This window comes from Ramlibacter sp. (assembly GCF_029866045.1).
In the GTDB taxonomy this organism is placed as follows: Bacteria; Pseudomonadota; Gammaproteobacteria; order Burkholderiales; family Burkholderiaceae_C; genus Ramlibacter.
Genome location: NZ_JARXAB010000072.1, coordinates 19,062 through 35,723 on the forward strand (window position 1 = coordinate 19,062; position 16,662 = coordinate 35,723).

General features: G+C 65.9%; 11 protein-coding genes and 1 tRNA gene. 7 read left to right on the forward strand and 5 right to left on the reverse strand.

The window, feature by feature from the left end; translation table 11 throughout:
- Nucleotides 1-58 precede the first annotated feature (58 nt).
- Nucleotides 59-796 carry a tRNA (guanosine(46)-N7)-methyltransferase TrmB gene (gene trmB, locus QE494_RS08320; protein WP_300042464.1) on the forward strand — a complete coding sequence of 246 codons (738 nt, stop codon included), beginning with the start codon at nt 59-61 and terminating at the stop codon, nt 794-796.
- Between the two features lie 36 nt (nt 797-832).
- Here trmB and alaS read toward each other — a convergent pair whose 3' ends face one another.
- The gene (gene alaS, locus QE494_RS08325) at nt 833-3,469 is read right to left on the reverse strand and encodes an alanine--tRNA ligase (protein WP_300042465.1); all 2,637 of its coding nucleotides are present in this window, start codon (nt 3,467-3,469) and stop codon (nt 833-835) included.
- A gap of 249 nt (nt 3,470-3,718) precedes the next feature.
- Between alaS and QE494_RS08330 the strand changes: the two genes are divergently transcribed.
- From QE494_RS08330 to QE494_RS08345, 4 genes are all read left to right on the forward strand, one after another.
- A complete protein-coding gene (locus QE494_RS08330; protein WP_300042466.1) occupies nt 3,719-5,209 on the forward strand; it encodes an NAD-dependent succinate-semialdehyde dehydrogenase in 1,491 nt (496 codons plus the stop codon).
- Nucleotides 5,210-5,265: 56 nt separating this feature from the next.
- Nucleotides 5,266-6,183 (forward strand): cysteine synthase A, encoded by a 918-nt coding sequence (gene cysK, locus QE494_RS08335; protein ID WP_300042467.1) that lies wholly within the window; start codon nt 5,266-5,268, stop codon nt 6,181-6,183.
- 188 nt (nt 6,184-6,371) lie between these two features.
- The gene (locus QE494_RS08340; protein WP_300042468.1) at nt 6,372-7,292 is read left to right on the forward strand and encodes a small-conductance mechanosensitive ion channel; all 921 of its coding nucleotides are present in this window, start codon (nt 6,372-6,374) and stop codon (nt 7,290-7,292) included.
- 60 nt (nt 7,293-7,352) lie between these two features.
- Nucleotides 7,353-7,426: transfer RNA gene (locus tag QE494_RS08345), tRNA-Gly, on the forward strand.
- 260 nt (nt 7,427-7,686) lie between these two features.
- On the opposite strand, the gene QE494_RS08350 is transcribed toward QE494_RS08345, so the two are convergent.
- From QE494_RS08350 to QE494_RS08360, 3 genes are all read right to left on the reverse strand, one after another.
- Nucleotides 7,687-9,402 (reverse strand): choice-of-anchor I family protein, encoded by a 1,716-nt coding sequence (locus QE494_RS08350; RefSeq protein ID WP_300042469.1) that lies wholly within the window; start codon nt 9,400-9,402, stop codon nt 7,687-7,689.
- Nucleotides 9,403-9,552: 150 nt separating this feature from the next.
- A complete protein-coding gene (locus QE494_RS08355) occupies nt 9,553-10,296 on the reverse strand; it encodes a response regulator transcription factor (RefSeq protein WP_300042470.1) in 744 nt (247 codons plus the stop codon).
- Nucleotides 10,293-12,284 (reverse strand): 7TM-DISM domain-containing protein, encoded by a 1,992-nt coding sequence (locus QE494_RS08360; RefSeq protein ID WP_300042471.1) that lies wholly within the window; start codon nt 12,282-12,284, stop codon nt 10,293-10,295. Before QE494_RS08360 ends, QE494_RS08355 begins: the two co-directional genes overlap by 4 nt.
- A 184-nt stretch (nt 12,285-12,468) precedes the next feature.
- Here QE494_RS08360 and QE494_RS08365 point away from each other — a divergent pair, with 184 nt between their 5' ends.
- Complete coding sequence (locus QE494_RS08365; RefSeq protein ID WP_300042472.1) at nt 12,469-12,765, forward strand: hypothetical protein; 297 nt, start codon at nt 12,469-12,471, stop codon at nt 12,763-12,765.
- Between the two features lie 117 nt (nt 12,766-12,882).
- Nucleotides 12,883-13,815, forward strand: a complete 933-nt coding sequence (locus QE494_RS08370; protein WP_300042473.1) for a hypothetical protein — start codon at nt 12,883-12,885, stop codon at nt 13,813-13,815.
- A gap of 51 nt (nt 13,816-13,866) precedes the next feature.
- Here the strand turns inward: QE494_RS08370 and QE494_RS08375 are convergent.
- Nucleotides 13,867-16,662, reverse strand: a 2,796-nt coding sequence (locus QE494_RS08375; protein ID WP_300042474.1) for an OB-fold nucleic acid binding domain-containing protein, incomplete at its 5' end; no start/stop codon positions are given.

Consider the following 16,662-nt stretch of genomic DNA (forward strand, 5'->3'; position numbering starts at 1 on the left):
GCTGGAGCTTGCAGGGCTGCAAGAACAAGGGCCTCGCGCGGGCCGCGACAATAGGGGGATGAACCAGAGCCAGGACAAGACGCACGCGCCCGACGCGCCTGAGATCGGGCAGCCCCCCGGGGAAGTTCCCCATCCCCGGGTGATTCGCACCTTTGTGCGGCGCGCCGGCCGCACCACGCTGGGACAAGCACGCGCCTTCGAGACACTGGGCCCGCAGTTCCTGCTGCCCTTTCAAGAGACAGCACCCGACCTGGCCGCCCTATTCGGGCGTGAAGCCCCCGTCATCTTGGAAATCGGCTTCGGCATGGGCGAGGCCACCGCCCATATCGCCGGCCTGATGCCGGAGAAAAGCTTCCTGTGCTGCGAGGTGCACGAACCCGGCGTCGGCGCCCTCTTAAAACGCATCGGCGAAAACGCACTGGGCAACATCCGCATCCTGCAGCACGATGCGCTCGAAGTGGTCGACCAGATGCTGCCCCTGGGGTCGCTGGCCGGCATCCACATCTTCTTTCCCGACCCCTGGCACAAGCTGCGTCACAACAAGCGCCGCTTGATCCAGCCGCCGGTGGTGGCCAAGTTAGCCGCCCGCCTCGCGCCGGGCGCTTATCTGCACTGCGCCACCGACTGGGAGCCCTATGCGCACCAAATGATGACGGTGCTCTCCGCGGAGCCGCTGCTGGCCAACACCGCAACTGACTTTGCGCCAAGGCCCGCCTACCGGCCCCTGACCAAGTTCGAAAACCGCGGCCTGCGCCTGGGCCACGGCGTGTGGGATCTGGTTTTCACCCGGCGCTGAGGCCAGGCGGCACGTGCCGCGCCGCCCCGACGGGAATCACACCCGCTCGGCCACCCAAGCCTGCACCGATTGGAGCGCTGCGGGCAAAGCGGCCGCGTCGGTGCCGCCGGCCATGGCCATGTCAGGCTTACCGCCGCCCTTGCCACCCACCTGCTGTGCGACGAAATTCACCAACTCGCCGGCCTTGACCTTGGCCATGGCGTCGGCAGTCACGCCCGCGGCGATTTGCACCTTGCCGCCGTCGACCGCAGCCAGCACGATGGCCGCGGACTTGAGCTTGTCTTTGAGCTTGTCCATCGTGTCGCGCAGCACCTTGGCATCGGCACCGGCCAGGACGGCCGCCAGGACCTTGAGGCCCTTGACGTCCACCGCTTGCGACACCAGCTCGTCGCCTTGGCTGGAAGCCAGCTTGCCCTTGAGGGCGGCCACTTCTTTTTCGAGGCTGCGCACCTGCTCGAGCACTTGGCCGATACGGGCTTGCAGCTCCTGGGTGGGCGCCTTGAGGGCGGCAGCCGCGGCCTGCACCGTCGACTCGACCTGCTGCAGGTAGGCCAGCGCATTGGCGCCGGTCACCGCCTCGATGCGGCGCACGCCGGCGGCCACGCCGGACTCGGCCACCACTTTGAACAAGCCAATGTCGCCGGTGCGCTGTACATGGGTGCCGCCGCACAGTTCGCGGCTGGTGCCGATGTCAAGCACGCGTACGGTCTCACCGTACTTCTCGCCGAACAGCATCATGGCGCCGGTGCCCTTGGCCGACTCGATGTCCATCACACGCGCCTGGGTGGCGGCGTTTGCCAGGATCTCGGTGTTGACCCGGCGCTCAATCTCCTGCACCTGCGTTTCGGTGACCGGGGCGTTGTGGGTGAAGTCGAAGCGGGTCTTGTCGGCGTCGACCAATGAACCCTTTTGCTGCACGTGGTCGCCCAGCACCTCATACAAGGCCTTGTGCATCAGGTGCGTCACGCTGTGATTGCGCATGGTGGCGTGGCGGCGCTCGCCGTCCACACGCGCCAGCAGGACGTCGCCCACTTTCAGGCTGCCTTGGGACATTTGGCCGTGGTGGCCGAAAACGTCGGACTTGATCTTCTGGGTGTCCTCCACGCCAAAGAGCGCACCCTCGGCACTGAGGCTGCCGCTGTCACCCACCTGGCCGCCGCTCTCGGCGTAGAACGGGGTGGTGTCCAGCACCACCACGCCGGTCTCGCCCGCAGACAGCTGCGTGACCGAGGTGCCCTCACGGTACAAGGCAAGGACGCGGGCGTTTTCTTCCAGGCGCTCGAAACCGGTGAAGGGGTGGCCAGCGCCGGTGTACTCGAGCGCGCGGTCCATCTTGAACTTGCCGGCGGCGCGGCCTGCGGCCTTTTGCCGTTCCATGGCGGCATTGAAGCCGGCCTCGTCGACGCCGACGTTGCGCTCGCGGCAGACGTCAGCCGAGAGGTCGAGCGGAAAGCCGTAGGTGTCGTGCAGTTTGAAGGCGACTTCACCGGGCAGCAGCTTGGCGCCGTCCTGGAGGGCGGCGTCGAGGATCTCCATGCCGTTTTCGAGCGTCTCGTAAAAACGCTCCTCTTCGGCCTTGAGCACGTCGGTGATGCGCTTTTCGGCGGCGGCCAGGCGCGGGTAGGCCGCGCCCATGAGGGCCACCAGGTCGGGGACCAGCTTATGGAAAAAGGGGCTCTTGCGTCCGAGCTTGTAGCCGTGGCGGATGGCGCGGCGCACGATGCGCCGCTGCACATAACCGCGGCCCTCGTTGCTGGGAATGACGCCGTCGCTCACGAGGAAGGCGGTGGCACGAATGTGGTCGGCGATGACGCGCAGCGAGGGGTTGGACAGGTCGCTGGTGCCGGTCTCGCGCGCGGCGGCGGCGATCAGCTGGTCGAACAGGTCGATCTCGTAGTTGCTGTGAACATGCTGCAAGATGGCCGCCAGCCGCTCCAGACCCATGCCAGTGTCCACACAGGGCGCAGGCAGCGGACGGGTCGAGCCGTCGGGCTGCATGTCAAACTGCATGAACACGTTGTTCCAGATCTCAATGTAGCGGTCGCCGTCTTGCTCGGGGCTGCCGGGGGGGCCGCCAGCAACCTCTGGACCGTGGTCGAAGAAGATCTCCGAGCAGGGGCCGCAGGGGCCGGTGTCGGCCATCATCCAGAAGTTGTCGGACTGGTACTTGGCGCCTTTGTTGTCGCCAATGCGCACCACGCGCTCGGGGGGCAGGCCGATCACCTTCGTCCAGATGTCGTAGGCCTCGTCGTCGTCGATGTAGACCGTGGCCCACAGGCGCTCGGCGGGCAGCTTGTAGACCTGCGTGAGCAGCTCCCAGGCCCAGGTCAGCGACTCCTTCTTGAAGTAATCGCCGAAGGACCAGTTGCCCAGCATCTCGAAAAAGGTATGGTGACGCGCGGTGTAGCCCACGTTCTCCAGGTCGTTGTGCTTGCCGCCGGCGCGCAGGCAGGCCTGGACCGAGGTGGCGCGCACATAGGGCCGGCGGTCGCTGCCCAGGAACACGTCCTTGAACTGCACCATGCCCGAGTTGGTGAACATCAGCGTCGGGTCGTTGCCCGGCACGAGCGGGCTGGACTCGACAATCGCATGGCCCTTGGCGGCAAAGAAGTCCAGGAAGGTCTTGCGGATGTCGGCGACGCTGAACGAGGGCATGTTGGCTGGGTGGCTCATGGTGTGCGGCAAAAAGGGCTGCTCCCCGAGGTGCCGGGGCCGCCTCCCGGGGCTCCGGGCAAGCCTCGAATTATAGGTTTGACCCCTGGTCCGCCCGGGTGGCAGGCCCATCTGCGGTCGGGCCGTCCGCTGGCAGCGCGTGGCGCCCGCGAGTGACAGGAGGGAGATGGTGAAATTGCTTAGCATCTCGGCCGGGCGACCGGCGCACAATGGGCGATTCGACCGGACCCGATGCTGCGGAGACACCCCATGGACATGAAAACTTCCCCTTTGGCCCTGCTCAAGGACCCCAGCCTGCTCAAGACCGACGCGCTGATCAATGGCCAATGGGTTCCCGGTACGGCCCGCTTTGAGGTGCACGACCCGGCCACCGGCGCCAAGCTGGCCGATGTGGCCAACCTGGGCCCCCAGGACGCCGAGACCGCGATTGCCGCCGCCAACGCCGCCTGGCCCGCCTGGCGCGAAAAGACCGCCAAGGAGCGCTCCATCCTCCTGCGCAAGTGGTACGACCTACTCATGGCCCACCAGGACGACCTGGGCCGGATCATGACCGCCGAACAGGGCAAGCCCCTGCCCGAGGCCAAGGGCGAGGTGGCCTACGGCGCCAGCTTTGTCGAGTGGTTCGCTGAAGAAGCCAAGCGCATCAACGGCGAGACTCTGCCCCAGTTCGACAACAACCGGCGCCTGCTGGTGCTGCGCCAGCCGATCGGGGTGTGCGCCGCCATCACTCCATGGAACTTCCCCCTGGCGATGATCACCCGCAAGGTGGCCCCTGCCCTGGCGGCTGGCTGCCCGGTGGTGATCAAGCCCGCCGAGCTGACCCCGCTCAGCGCCCTGGCCGTCGCTGAACTGGCGCTGCGCGCAGGCATTCCGGCCGGAGTCATCAACGTCATCACCGCCGACGCCCAGCAAAGCATTGCAGTAGGCAAGGTGCTGTGCGCCAGCGACGTGGTGCGCCACCTGTCCTTCACCGGGTCCACCGAGGTGGGCCGCATCCTCATGGCCCAGTGCGCGCCCACGGTGAAAAAGCTCTCACTTGAGCTTGGCGGCAATGCGCCCTTCATCGTGTTCGACGACGCCGACATCGACAGCGCGGTCGAGGGTGCGTTTGCCAGCAAGTACCGCAACGCCGGCCAGACCTGCGTCTGCACCAACCGCTTCTATGTGCAAGAGGGCGTGTACGACGAGTTCGTGCGCAGGTTTGCCGCCCGGGTCCAGACCGCTAAGGTCGGCAACGGCTTTGAGGACGGCATCAACCAGGGCCCGCTCATCGAGGAGGCCGCGCTCGAGAAGGTTCAGCGCCATATGGACGACGCCCTGGCCAAGGGCGCCCGGGTGGTGACCGGCGGCAAGCGCCTGGGCAGCCTGGGCTCGGGACAGTTCTTCGAGCCCACCGTGGTGGCCGACGCCACGGCCGATATGGCCTGCGCCCGCGAAGAGACCTTCGGCCCCTTCGCGCCGGTGTTCAAGTTCAAGACCGAGAAGGAAGCGGTGGACGCCGCCAATGCCACCGAGTTCGGTCTGGCCTGCTACTTCTACACCCGTGACGTAGGCCGCATCTTCCGGGTGAGCGAGGCGCTGGAGTACGGCATGGTCGGCATCAACGTGGGTATTCTGGCCACCGAGCACGTGCCCTTCGGCGGCGTCAAGCAGTCGGGCCTGGGCCGCGAGGGCTCGCATCACGGCATTGATGATTACGTCGAGATCAAGTACCTGTGCCTGGGCGACATCCTCAAGTGAGTCCGAGCTGAGACCATTTCCCGCCTACAAAACGCACCCCAACCAGAAAGCGCCCGATGAAAGCCCCCCACGTCCTGGCCACCATTGGCAACACGCCGCACATTCGCGTCAACCGCCTGTTCGGCGCCGGCCATGAGGTGTGGGTCAAGTCCGAGCGCAGCAACCCGGGCGGCTCCATCAAGGACCGCATCGCCCTCGCCATGGTCGAGGCCGCCGAAGCCGACGGTCGCCTCAAGCTGGGCGGCACCATCATCGAGCCGACCTCGGGTAACACGGGTGTGGGCCTGGCCATGGTGGCCGCGGTCAAGGGCTACAAGCTGGTGCTGGTGATGCCAGACAGCATGTCCATCGAGCGGCGCCGCCTGATGCTGGCCTACGGCGCCAGCTTCGACCTCACTCCACGTGAAAAAGGCATGAAGGGCGCCATCGCCCGCGCCGAGGAACTGGCCGCCCAGACCCCGGGCGCCTGGATTCCGCAGCAGTTCGAGAACCCGGCCAATATCGAGGTGCATGTGCGCACCACCGCGCAGGAAATCCTGGCCGACTTCCCCGAGGGCCTCGATGCCATCATCACCGGCGTGGGCACCGGCGGGCACCTGAGCGGCGTGGCCGAGGTGCTGAAAAAGCTGTGGCCCCAGCTCAAGGTCTTCGCGGTCGAGCCCGAGGCCTCGCCAGTGATCTCCGGCGGGCAGCCCGCGCCTCACCCGATCCAGGGCATCGGCGCTGGCTTTGTGCCGAAGAACCTGCGCACCGAATTGCTCGACGGCGTGATCCAGGTCGGCGCGGAAGAAGCGCGCGAATACGGTCGCCGCAGCGCGCGCGAAGAAGGCCTGCTGGTGGGCATCTCCTCGGGCGCCACCCTGGCTGCCATCGCCAAGAAGCTGCCCGAACTGCCCGCTGGTAGCCGGGTGCTGGGCTTCAACTACGACACCGGCGAACGCTACCTCTCGGTCGAAGGCTATCTGCCCGCCTGAGGTAGCGCCCGGGGCCCCAGACGCTCCGCAGTCCGACGACGCGCACAGACAGTCAACCCCGGAGTCAACCCCGGCCATGGGCACTGCCCGTGCCGGGGTTTCCTACACCCGAGGCAGCCCCAGGCCGACGCTGGCTCCGGGCGGCAGCAGGGAAAGTAGCGACCCATCCCTGACCGGAGCCTGCTGCCATGGACACCACTTACCTCTCTGACTGGGGCACCGCCCTGATGGCCTCGCTGAGCGCGGCCCTGGCCATGCTCTTTTCGTCCGTCCCCAAGATCATGGGATTTCTGATCATCGTCCTGGCCGGCTGGCTAGTCGCCTCGCTGGTCGAGCGGGCGGTGGCGGCGGTGCTGCGCACCATCCACTTCAACGACCTGTCCGAGCGCTCCGGCCTGGCCGACTTCGTGCGCAAGATGGGCACCGACACCGACGCCAGCGGCGTGATCGGCCTGGTCGCCAAATGGTTCATTCGGCTGATCGCGCTGGTCGTCGCCTTTGACGCACTGGGACTGCCCGCAGTGTCGGACGTGCTGCGCCAGTTGCTGCTGTGGCTGCCCAACGCGGTGGTCGCGCTGGTCGTGCTGGTGATCGGTGGCCTGGCGGCCCGGGCCCTGTCCAACCTTGTGCGCGGCGCAGCGGCTGAAGGCGGCCTGGGCAACCCGGACTTCCTGGCCAAAGCGGCCAACACCCTGGTGTGGGCCTTCGCCATTGTGGTGGCGGTCAACCAGATCGGCATCGCCACGGAACTGGTCAATACGCTGTTCATGGGCTTCGTGGGAGCACTCGCCTTGGCTGCCGGTCTGTCCTTCGGACTCGGCGGGCGGGACACCGCGGCGGAGATCGTGCGCATCTGGTGGTGGCGCGGAAGGGAGGAGTCGGGCGCGATCTCCCGGACAACCCAGGCCGGCGCAGCGCGCGCTGGCGGGATGGCGGGCGGCGCTTCGAGTGCCGCTTCGGGTGCCGTTCCGGGCGGCGCGTCCGGCGGGACGGGTGGCGGGACGGGTGGCGGGACCTTGGGCACCGCACTCGGCTCTGCAGGCACAGGCGGCGGCCCGGCCGGTTTCCGGCCCTCGCCCGCAGGGCCGGACCGGTCCGAAGGAAGCTGAGGCCAGAGTCCGCCACGACACCCCAGAGTTTGATTCAGTACCGCTAGAATCAAGCGCTCTGCGGGCGTCGTTCAATGGCAGGACCTGAGCTTCCCAAGCTCAAGACGTGGGTTCGATTCCCATCGCCCGCTCCACTTCATCAGCCCCAGCTTCCATGGGGCGCGCGCAATTGCTACCTTGGTGCTGCTGGTGATCACGGTCATCCACCAGAACCGGGGCTGGTAGGGGCACGAGGGTCAGCCGTCAACTGGGCTACCCGGGCGGGCCTGAGCAAGACCACACCACGGCCGCGCAACCACCACCCCACCGCCACGTCTCGCGGCGGGAAAAATCAAGTGTTGCACCAGGGAAGCCGAGTGGAGGCTTGTGGCTCTCCACCCCGCCTCTCTCCCCTTCAGCGCACCGTCTGAACGTTAATCTTGTAGACCGTGGTCGTGCCGCTGACCTCGTTGCCCACGATCAGACGCGGTACGCCGTCAGGCGACTTGGATCCACCCACGAACGCCAGGGCTTCGGGGCCAAGGTCAGACCCTGCGGTGACGGCCGCAGCATTCGGCGCGACGGTCACATCACGGTTGTTCAGATACTGCTGGAAGGTCGGAGCGTTCGGATTGGTGATGTCGTAGACCATGACACCGCCCATGCGCTCCAAACCGACGAACGCGTAGGTGCGGCCGTTGATCTCGCCGATGGCCAGACCCTCAGGCTCGGGGCCCTTGGAGTTGCTGCGCTTGTCTCCCGTGAGGCTGCCGTTATGGTCTTGGTTGAAGAGGCTGCCGTAGCGGTTGGCGGTGTGACGCTCGAAATCGCTGCCAGAGTCATACACACGCTCTCCGGTCTGCGCGTCCCAGATAGAGAAGGAGCGGGCGCCATACGCATACAGCCGGGTGAAGGTGCTGCCGGTGTTCTTGGCGTTCGTGGCGTGGTAGGAGAACTTCAGGCGACCGAGCGTCGTGTCTGTTTTGAGGGCATCCAATTCCGTGCTGAGGGTGAGCTTGGCGATGAAGGCCGCGGGAGCAGTCGTGGCAACGTCACGCAGCGCAAGTTCGTCACGGCATTTGCTGCTTGAAAAGTAGTAACCCGCTGCTTCACAGCTGGCCTGGTCGGTCAGGCCATTGAGCCAGTCCTCACGGCTATCACCCTCGTTGGCTGTGACCAGAAAGGTTCGGCCTGCCACCGTGTAGGCGGCAATGGAATCGGGCATATAAGCGCCCAGAACCGGCCAGGTCTTCAGGTTGACCCCGTCTTGCTGGCTGGCGTCAAATTCGTTACCGGGAATCGTGTGGTCTTTGAAACCCATTCCGATGATCTTCGTGACGGTGTTGTTGACCAGGTTGAGAACGGCAATTGCATTGGCCTCCTGCAGCGTGACATAGGCCTCGAGTCCATCGGGGCGTATAGCAATGTACTCAGGCTCCAGGTCCTTGGCGACGGTAGCGCCTCCGCCCACGCCTACACCCGCGATCAGCATCTTCGCCGAGGGAAGTTCGCTGTTGCGGGACCCGCCGACGTTGAAGTCCGAAAAGCCGATCGTGGACACTGAGTAATCAGACAGCCGGATCACCGAAACGCTGCCCTCAGGATCGATCGTGTAGCCCACATTGGGCTCGCCCTCGTTGGCTACCAGCACTTTGGTGCCGTCGGGCGTGAAAACCAGCATGTCGGGCAGGGCGCCTACCTGCACCGCCCGTTGGAAGGCAAGGGTTGTGGCATTGAGAAAAACCACCCAGCCGTTGTCGGTCTTCGGATTCGCTTCGACGGCCACGGCAACTACGTTGCCGTAAACGCTCACGCTGTTGGCAGCACCGACCAACCCCGTACTACCCACGACGCTGTTGGCGACGAGCATGGCAGCCAGATCAATGCTTTGCTGAGGCGCGGAGATGCTGGCGAACTGCGCGGCGCTGGCCGCAGCGAAAACGTCGACCTTGCCGCTTTGCGCGTTGACGGTGAAGATACGCCCGGCGGTTGCGTCATGGGCCACCACTTCCGCTGCGCTGACGTTAAAGCCCTGGGAGGCGCTACGACCCTCCACGCTGATTGAGATCACCTGATCCGAGGCATCCTGACCATCCCCTCCACCGCATGCAGCAAGCACCGCGGTGACCATGGCTGTCGCCAAAAACTTCGTCAACGTCTGCATTTTTGATCCCTCGAATCGTTTTCAAAATGAAGACGATAAGAAGAGACCGTGACCAAGGCGTGACAAGTTGGCTGCGCGCTCCTGCGCTCATTCGACTCTTGGTACTAGCCAAAGGGTTCAGGCAAACGAGATGGAGATGCAAAGCTGGTAGCCCACACCCCACACTGACTTGATCGCCGGCTCCGCGCCCGCTGCCTGCACCGCGCGCAGCTTCTTGCGCAGCCGCGCCACCACCTCCTCGAGCGCGTGCTTGCTCAGAGCCGCGTCGTCGTCAGCACCGTTGTCAAGAAGGTCGCAAAGACGGGTGGAATCCAGTGTGTTGTCCTGCGCCTGCACCAAGGCCACCAGCAAGGCTTTTTCACGGTGGGTCAGTCGTAGCTTCTGCTCCGGAAGAGGTCCCGTCAGTGTGCGCTCACGCAGGCTCATAACCCAATCGTGCTCGGTGAGGTGGGCGTTCATTCGACGACCCAGACTCTTGAGGACCATCACCAGTTCGTCTGGCTCGACCGGCTTGGTGAGGTAGATGTCAGCCCCGCCGTCCCGGTAACCGGAAAGGCGGTCATGGAGCGCGACCCGTGCCGTCATGATCACGATGGCTGCATTCGGCATGGCCTGGCGCAGACGCTGGCTCAGGCTCAGGCCACTCATGCCGGGCAGGTTCCAATCGAGCACGTAGATGTCGATCAGGGCATGCGGCGTCAACTCGTCGAGGCCGGCGGCGCTGTTGGCCACGTGAACGATGAAACCCCGGGACTTGAGGTGAAGCTCGACCTCGCCTCGCAATAGCGGGTCATCCTCCACCAGAGCGACGGAGAGCGGGCGCGTCACGTCGGGGGCGACGGGGGCGAGCTTGGCGATCATGCGGGCACGGTGAGGACAAAGAAGACCCGGCCATTGGAATGCCGGTAAGACACCTCGCCGCGGATCTTCTGCGCGATGGACTTGGCGACGCTCAAGCCCAGGCCCATGCCAGACTTGTTCTGGAAATTGGGGTGCCGGTAGTAGCGGTCAAAAACACTGGCAGGGTCGGGAATGCTGGCAGGGTCGACACCGTTGCTGATCTCGACGCGAACCCAGCGGTCTGTCACCGCCGGGTCCAGCGGCCGCGTGAGGCGCGGCCTCAGGCCGCCTGTCTGACCCGGCGTCCGACCGTCCGTCTGGCCAGGGGTTTGGCCGGGCGTCTGGACCAGACCCTCCCCCTTGAGCAGGGCCACTTCGATGCGCACCGGCTCACCGGGCAGGGCGTACTTGCTTGCGTTGGTCATCAGGTTCTCAAGGACCACACACAGCAACTGACGGTCACAGCGGAAGGTTGCGCCCTCCGGCACCTGCACCTCCCAGGTCTCAGACCTCGGGAGGTCAGACAGCAGGTCCTGAATGAGGGCGGCGGCATCGAGCGGCAGCGGGTTCACCTTCGGGGCGATGCGCTCAACCTTGGCGAAATTCGCTACCCGCTCGACCAGTTCGTCCATCCGGCGGGTGGAAACATCGATGGTCTGGAGCCGCTGCTGCGCGTCACCGCTAAGTGGTGGCTGCTGCCGCAGCGAAGCGAGCGCAAAGCGGATAGTGCCTAGCGGATTTTTCAGTTCATGGGTCAGCATGTCGATCAAGGCGCCGCGTTCATCTGCCTCGGATTGATGCAGCTTCGCTGCCTCGGCCTGCCGGCGCAGCGCCTCCAGTTCCTTCGCCCGCGTACGCCGCTGGAGAGAGCGCTCCATCATCGTGAGCCAGAGAAACACCAACGCGATCGGGGCACCGTTGAGCCGCCAGTCGGTGACGTGATGGAACTGAGCGAATTCTGATAAAAGGGGCCGGTCGAAGAGGATCGGAAGCACGCCGAAGACCAGCATGAGGATGTAAACGAGGCTCGCCCCGAGCAGGACGCGTCGATGGGACGGCGTGAGGGCTCTGGCCGACCATGCTCCATAAAGCTGCCAAAAAGGGATCAAGGCATAGGCCACGGTGACCAGTTGGATTCCAATCTGCTTGTCATCCGAAAAAATGAGGATGGCACTGCCAGCACACAGCAGCAGCAAAAGCCCTCCACCCTGCAGATAGGGGCGCGTGGGCTGGTGCGGCTGGATGACCGCCCAGGCCAGCAGCCCGGTCATGGCCACCCGCAGGGAGAGGAACAGGGCATTGAGGGTGGCCAGGGTCGTGCCCGACGCAGACGGCCATGCAGTCGCTAAGAGACCGGCGTTGGAGGCGACGTGTAGCAGGATCGACAGCTGGAAACCGCAAAAGATCAGGAGCAGGCGGGAGCGGTCGGTGAGGAGCAGCACGATGCCGACGGCCAGCAGGCCCAGGCCGATGACCATGGAAATCGTGACATTGCGCGTTCGGGTGGCGACATCGGCGGGCAGGCTGTCTGGCGTGTCCACCTCGATTTGGGGGGCGGTGAAGCCGCGATGCTCGATGCGCAGGTAGAGGGGCGCGGCATCGGGAGGCCAGGCGTCCAGCGCGAAGCAGTGCAGGTAATCCGGACAGGCTCGGCTGGCTTGGGGCGTCAGTGCGCCGCGTACCTGCTGAACCCACTGACCATCACGCTGGAAAAATAGGTCGATCTGCTCCAGGTTATTCGGGCCGATCCGCAGCGTGAAACTGCGAGGGCCTTGTTCTGGCCCGCCCTGCGCCGGCCGGACCTGAAGGCGGACCCAGACCGAGCCTGCTACGAAGCCCAGGACCTGGTTGTTCTTGAGGGGCGTGAATTCAGAGGCTGCAACCTGCTCGATCGACAGGCGCGCCTGCGGGTCCTTCAGAAGGGTCATTTCCAAGCGCAGCGTTGGCGTGCTCGCCTGCGCCAGGGCCTGCCAAAAGAAAATCAGAACCAAAAGAAACTGTCGCGTCATTGCATTGCCATTGCCTTTGAACCCATCATCGCTGTGGAGGCAATTGGCGGTAAACGACTTTCTCGTCGGGTGTCTGTTCTCGTCCAAAGCAAGAGTAATTGTGAGTAATGAAGGAGATCCGTGGGTATTAGCCCTTGCGCCTGTCTACGATGCCTTTCAACTATTCACCTTGGCGAGGTATTCCATGTCTTCACTGCAAGTCCTGATCGATCAGAAAGCAGCCCTCGAATCGGAGATCGCCCGCACGCTCAAGGACGCGGAAGATCGAAAGAAGGCGCTCGAGGAGCAAATCGCCAAGCAGCGTGCGGACGAAATCACCCAGGGGCGGGCCGAGATCAACAGAGTCATGCAGAAATACAACCTCAGCCCGGAGGAGGCGCTGGGTATCGCCAAGGCGCCTCAGCAGAAAAAGGCGTTGGTTGGCAAACGTTCCGGCTACCTTTCGGAAATCAGGCAGTATTACAGCGGTCGCGCGGCCTGACGATCAGGCCGGCCCAGTGCTCTCAAGGCCCCCCGGGCCTCGGAGCCCCGGGCTGGCCTTCCCCGTGCAAGCGGGCGGGCTTCGCGTCAACTCGCCAACCCAGAGAGGGGACACCGCTTGCGCTTCGCCCATCACCTCCTTCGCACGGCCTGCATCGCCGCACTCACCGCTCAGATCTTCACCGCGCAGGCCCAGCAGTGGCGGCCTGCACCCGCCTACGACAAGGCCCTGGCCGCCAATGTCCTGGAGCGCAGTGTCCTGTTCCTGCCGCTGTATGGCGCGGTCTATCGCGCCAAGTTCGAGGTGATGCTCCAGGAACTGCCGGTGATCCGCGGCATCGTGATCCACAACCACGGCTGCGGCGGGCAATGGGGCTGGGAGACCTCTGTCGCCCAGTTCTATTACCGCGAGGGCTTTGCGGTGGTGGTGCCCGAATTCGTCACCCGTGCAGGCAACAAGACCGGTTGCCCAGGCGCCAGCCCGGAGGAGAGCCTGCGCCGGGGCGGCGAGCGATTCCGCGAGGGCATCTACACCGCGCGCAATCCGGCACGCCTGTCCGCGCGCGGCGACGACATCGAGCAGGTCGTGAGCTGGCTGAAGACGATCACCCAACTGCCCATCCTCCTCAGCGGGCACTCGGAGGGCTGCCGCACGGTGTACTTTTGGGACCGGAGCGAGCCGCAGGTCAAGGGCGGCATCTGTCACAAGCAAAGCCTGAACGCCGACTACGAGCACCTGTGGAAGTGGGACACGCGGCTACCCATGTGGTCGTCCAACGAGGACGAGGACATCTGGGCCCAGGGCACAAAAGGCAAACCAGCGGTGGGCTTCGAGCGCAAGTTCACTGCGCACCCGGATAACCTCACCTCTTTCCGGTTCGCTGGCAACGGCCACGACCCGCTGGTGCGCCCGGGCGAAACCGAGAGCCTGCGCGCCTGGCTCAGGCGCACGGTGCCTGGCAAGGCGCCGCGGGACACGGGGGGTGTGGCCTATGAGGACAAGCTGCCCTTGATTCAGGAGCGGCTGGGACGCATGGTGCCCGCGCGCTGAGCGGTGCGCGGCAGGCGACAAACACCCCGCGAAAGGCGACGGCGTAAAAAACTAGTGAAAGTCGCGGCTGCGCACCATGTCTCGCCCCGCGGTGGCCGGGTGGTCCTGCGGTTCGCCCAGCCGCCCCAGCAGGTGGGACAAATCCCAGGCGCGGCGCGCCACCAGGTGCCGCACCCGGCCACCGCCTTCCTCATTGCGCTGCCAGGTGCCCTCCACCGCCAGCAAGCGGGCGCGTAGCCAGACGTCGCGTTGCGCCTGCACCAGCGCGGGCCAGACGATGACGTTGATGCAGCCGCTCTCGTCCTCCAGCGAGACGAACATCACGCCCTTGGCGGTGCCGGGCCGCTGGCGCATCGTCACCAGGCCGCAGGCGCGTGCCATGCCCCCATCGCGCAAGGCCTGCAAGGCGCCAGCGCTGCGCCAGCCCAGGGCGTCCAGGCGCTCACGCAGCAGGGCCAGGGGATGGCGGCGCAGGCTCAAGCCCAGCGCGGCGTGGTCGAAGACGATGTCTTCCCCTTCTGCCGCTGAGGGCAGGCGCAGCAGGTCTTCGTGCACCGGCGCCTCTTGCAGCAGGCCGCGCGGGCGGCGATAGACGGTCGCGGCCCAGACCTGCTGACGCCGGTGGCCGGCCAGAGTGGACAGAGCATCGGCCGAGGCCAGCAGACCCATGTCGGCACGGTCCAAGCTGGCACGCAGCGCGAGGTCCTCCACGTCGATGAAGGGCGCCTGGGCGCGTGCGGCCACCAAGCGAGCTGCCGCGACTTCCGAGAGGCCCAGCACCAGCCGCAGGCCCAGGCGCACCGCGGGCTGCGGTCCCGAGGGCTCCAGCGTGCAGTCCCAGTCGCTGGCGGTCACATCCACCGGCCGCACCTCCACCCCATGCTGCTGCGCGTCCTGCACCAGCTGCCAGGGGGTGTAAAAGCCCAGGGGCTGGGCGTCGAGCATGGCGGCCAGGAAGCAGGCCGGCTCGTGGTGCTTGAACCAGGCGCTGAAGTACACCAGCAGCGCGAAACTGGCCGCGTGGCTCTCGGGGAAGCCGTACTCGCCGAAGCCCTCGATCTGCCGAAAGATGCCCTCGGCAAAGTCCTGCGGGTAGCCGCGCGCCACCATGCCCTGCACCAGCGGCTCGCGAAAGCGCTGCACCCCGCCCTTGCGCTTCCAGGCGGCCATGCCGCGGCGCAGGGCGTCGGCCTCGCCCGCGGTGAAAGCGGCGGCCACCATGGACAGTTGCATCACCTGCTCCTGGAAGATCGGCACACCCAAGGTACGGCCCAGGGGCAGGGCCAGCTCCTGCTTGATGTAGTCAATGGGCAGGCCCTGCCGCCTTCGCTCACGCGCCTGCAGGTAGGGATGCACCATGCCGCCCTGGATGGGGCCGGGCCGTACCAGGGCCACCTGCACCACCAGGTCGTAGTAGGTGCGCGGACGCAGCCGCGGCAGCATGGCGCGCTGGGCCCGGCTCTCGACCTGAAACAGACCCACCGTATCGGCGCGACAAAGCATGTCGTAGACCTGCGGGTCTTCCTCGGGGATGTCCTGCAGGCGCAGCGCCGAGCCCCGCCAGGCGTTGACACGCTGCAGGCAACGGCGCAGGGCGCTGAGCATGCCCAGGGCCAGCACGTCGACCTTGAGCAGGCCCATGGCCTCTAGGTCGTCCTTCTCCCACTGGATGATGGATCGCTCGGGCATGGCGGCGTTTTCTACCGGCACCAGACGGGTCAGGCGGTCTTGCGTCAGCACGAAGCCGCCCACATGCTGACTCAGATGGCGCGGGAAACCGCACAGCGCGCGCGCCACCGACAGCCACAGCGCGAGCCGGTGTGGTGTGGCCGGGTCCTCTGTGTCTGTGGTGACGGCAGCATCGCTTGCACCTGCGCCATCGCCTTGGCTTCCAGGGTGACCTGGGCCGGAAGTCCCTGGCCCGCACGCTTCCTGCAACACCTCGGCCTGCAGCACCTCGGCCTGGAACTTCGCCAGCCGCTCCTCGTCGATGTCCTTGTCGAACCACTGCTGGTCTTTCGCGAAGGCGTCGATGAGGCGCGCGTCGATGCCCAGCGCCATGCCGGCGTCACGCAGCGCCATGCGCGGGCGGTAGCGAACCACCACCGCGGCGATGGCGGCGCGGTCGCGGCCGTACTTGCGGTAGATGTACTGGATTACCTCCTCGCGCCGCTGGTGCTCGAAGTCGACGTCGATGTCCGGCGCCTCGTGACGCTCCATGCTGATGAAGCGCTCGAACAGCAGGTTGGAGCGCTCGGGCGAGACCTCGGTGATGTGGAGGCAATAGCACACCAGCGAATTGGCCGAGGAGCCGCGCCCCTGGCACAGGATGCCTTGGCCGCGGGCGAAACGCACGATGTCTTCCACCGTGAGAAAGAACATCTCGTAGCGCTTGGCCTGAATCAGGCGCAGCTCCTTGGCCAGCTGCGCGCGGTGCGTGGGCGTGAGGCCCTGCGGGTAGCGGCGGCGCGCACCCTGCAGGGTCAGGCGCGTGAGCTGGCTGATCGGGCTGCGCCCCGGCGGCACCGACTCCAGCGGGTAGTTGTACTGGATGTCGCCCAACTCGAAGCGGCAGCGCGCGGCCACCTCGCGGGTGGCCTCGAGCAGCGCGCGCGGATAGAGACGCGCCAGCTGCGCCCGGTAGCGCAGGTGCCGCTGCGCGTTGGCTTGCAGCGCGAAGCCGCAGTCGGCCACCGACCTCCCCTCGCGCACCGCGGTGAGCACATCCTGCAAGGGCTTGCGTGAGCGCCGGTGCATCAGCACACCGCCCGCCGCCACCGGGCGCAAACCGGTAGCCTCGGCCAAGGCGAGCATCTGTGCGAGCCAGAGGTCGTCTCCGGCCTCGCC

Coding starts and splice junctions, on each gene's coding strand:
- trmB (WP_300042464.1), top strand. CDS start 59: ATGAACCAGAGCCAGGACAAGACGCACGCGCCCGACGCGCCTGAGATC.
- QE494_RS08340 (WP_300042468.1), top strand. CDS start 6,372: ATGGACACCACTTACCTCTCTGACTGGGGCACCGCCCTGATGGCCTCG.
- QE494_RS08365 (WP_300042472.1), top strand. CDS start 12,469: ATGTCTTCACTGCAAGTCCTGATCGATCAGAAAGCAGCCCTCGAATCG.
- QE494_RS08330 (WP_300042466.1), top strand. CDS start 3,719: ATGGACATGAAAACTTCCCCTTTGGCCCTGCTCAAGGACCCCAGCCTG.
- alaS (WP_300042465.1), bottom strand. CDS start 3,469: ATGAGCCACCCAGCCAACATGCCCTCGTTCAGCGTCGCCGACATCCGC.
- QE494_RS08350 (WP_300042469.1), bottom strand. CDS start 9,402: ATGGTCACCGCGGTGCTTGCTGCATGCGGTGGAGGGGATGGTCAGGAT.
- QE494_RS08360 (WP_300042471.1), bottom strand. CDS start 12,284: ATGACGCGACAGTTTCTTTTGGTTCTGATTTTCTTTTGGCAGGCCCTG.
- QE494_RS08355 (WP_300042470.1), bottom strand. CDS start 10,296: ATGATCGCCAAGCTCGCCCCCGTCGCCCCCGACGTGACGCGCCCGCTC.
- cysK (WP_300042467.1), top strand. CDS start 5,266: ATGAAAGCCCCCCACGTCCTGGCCACCATTGGCAACACGCCGCACATT.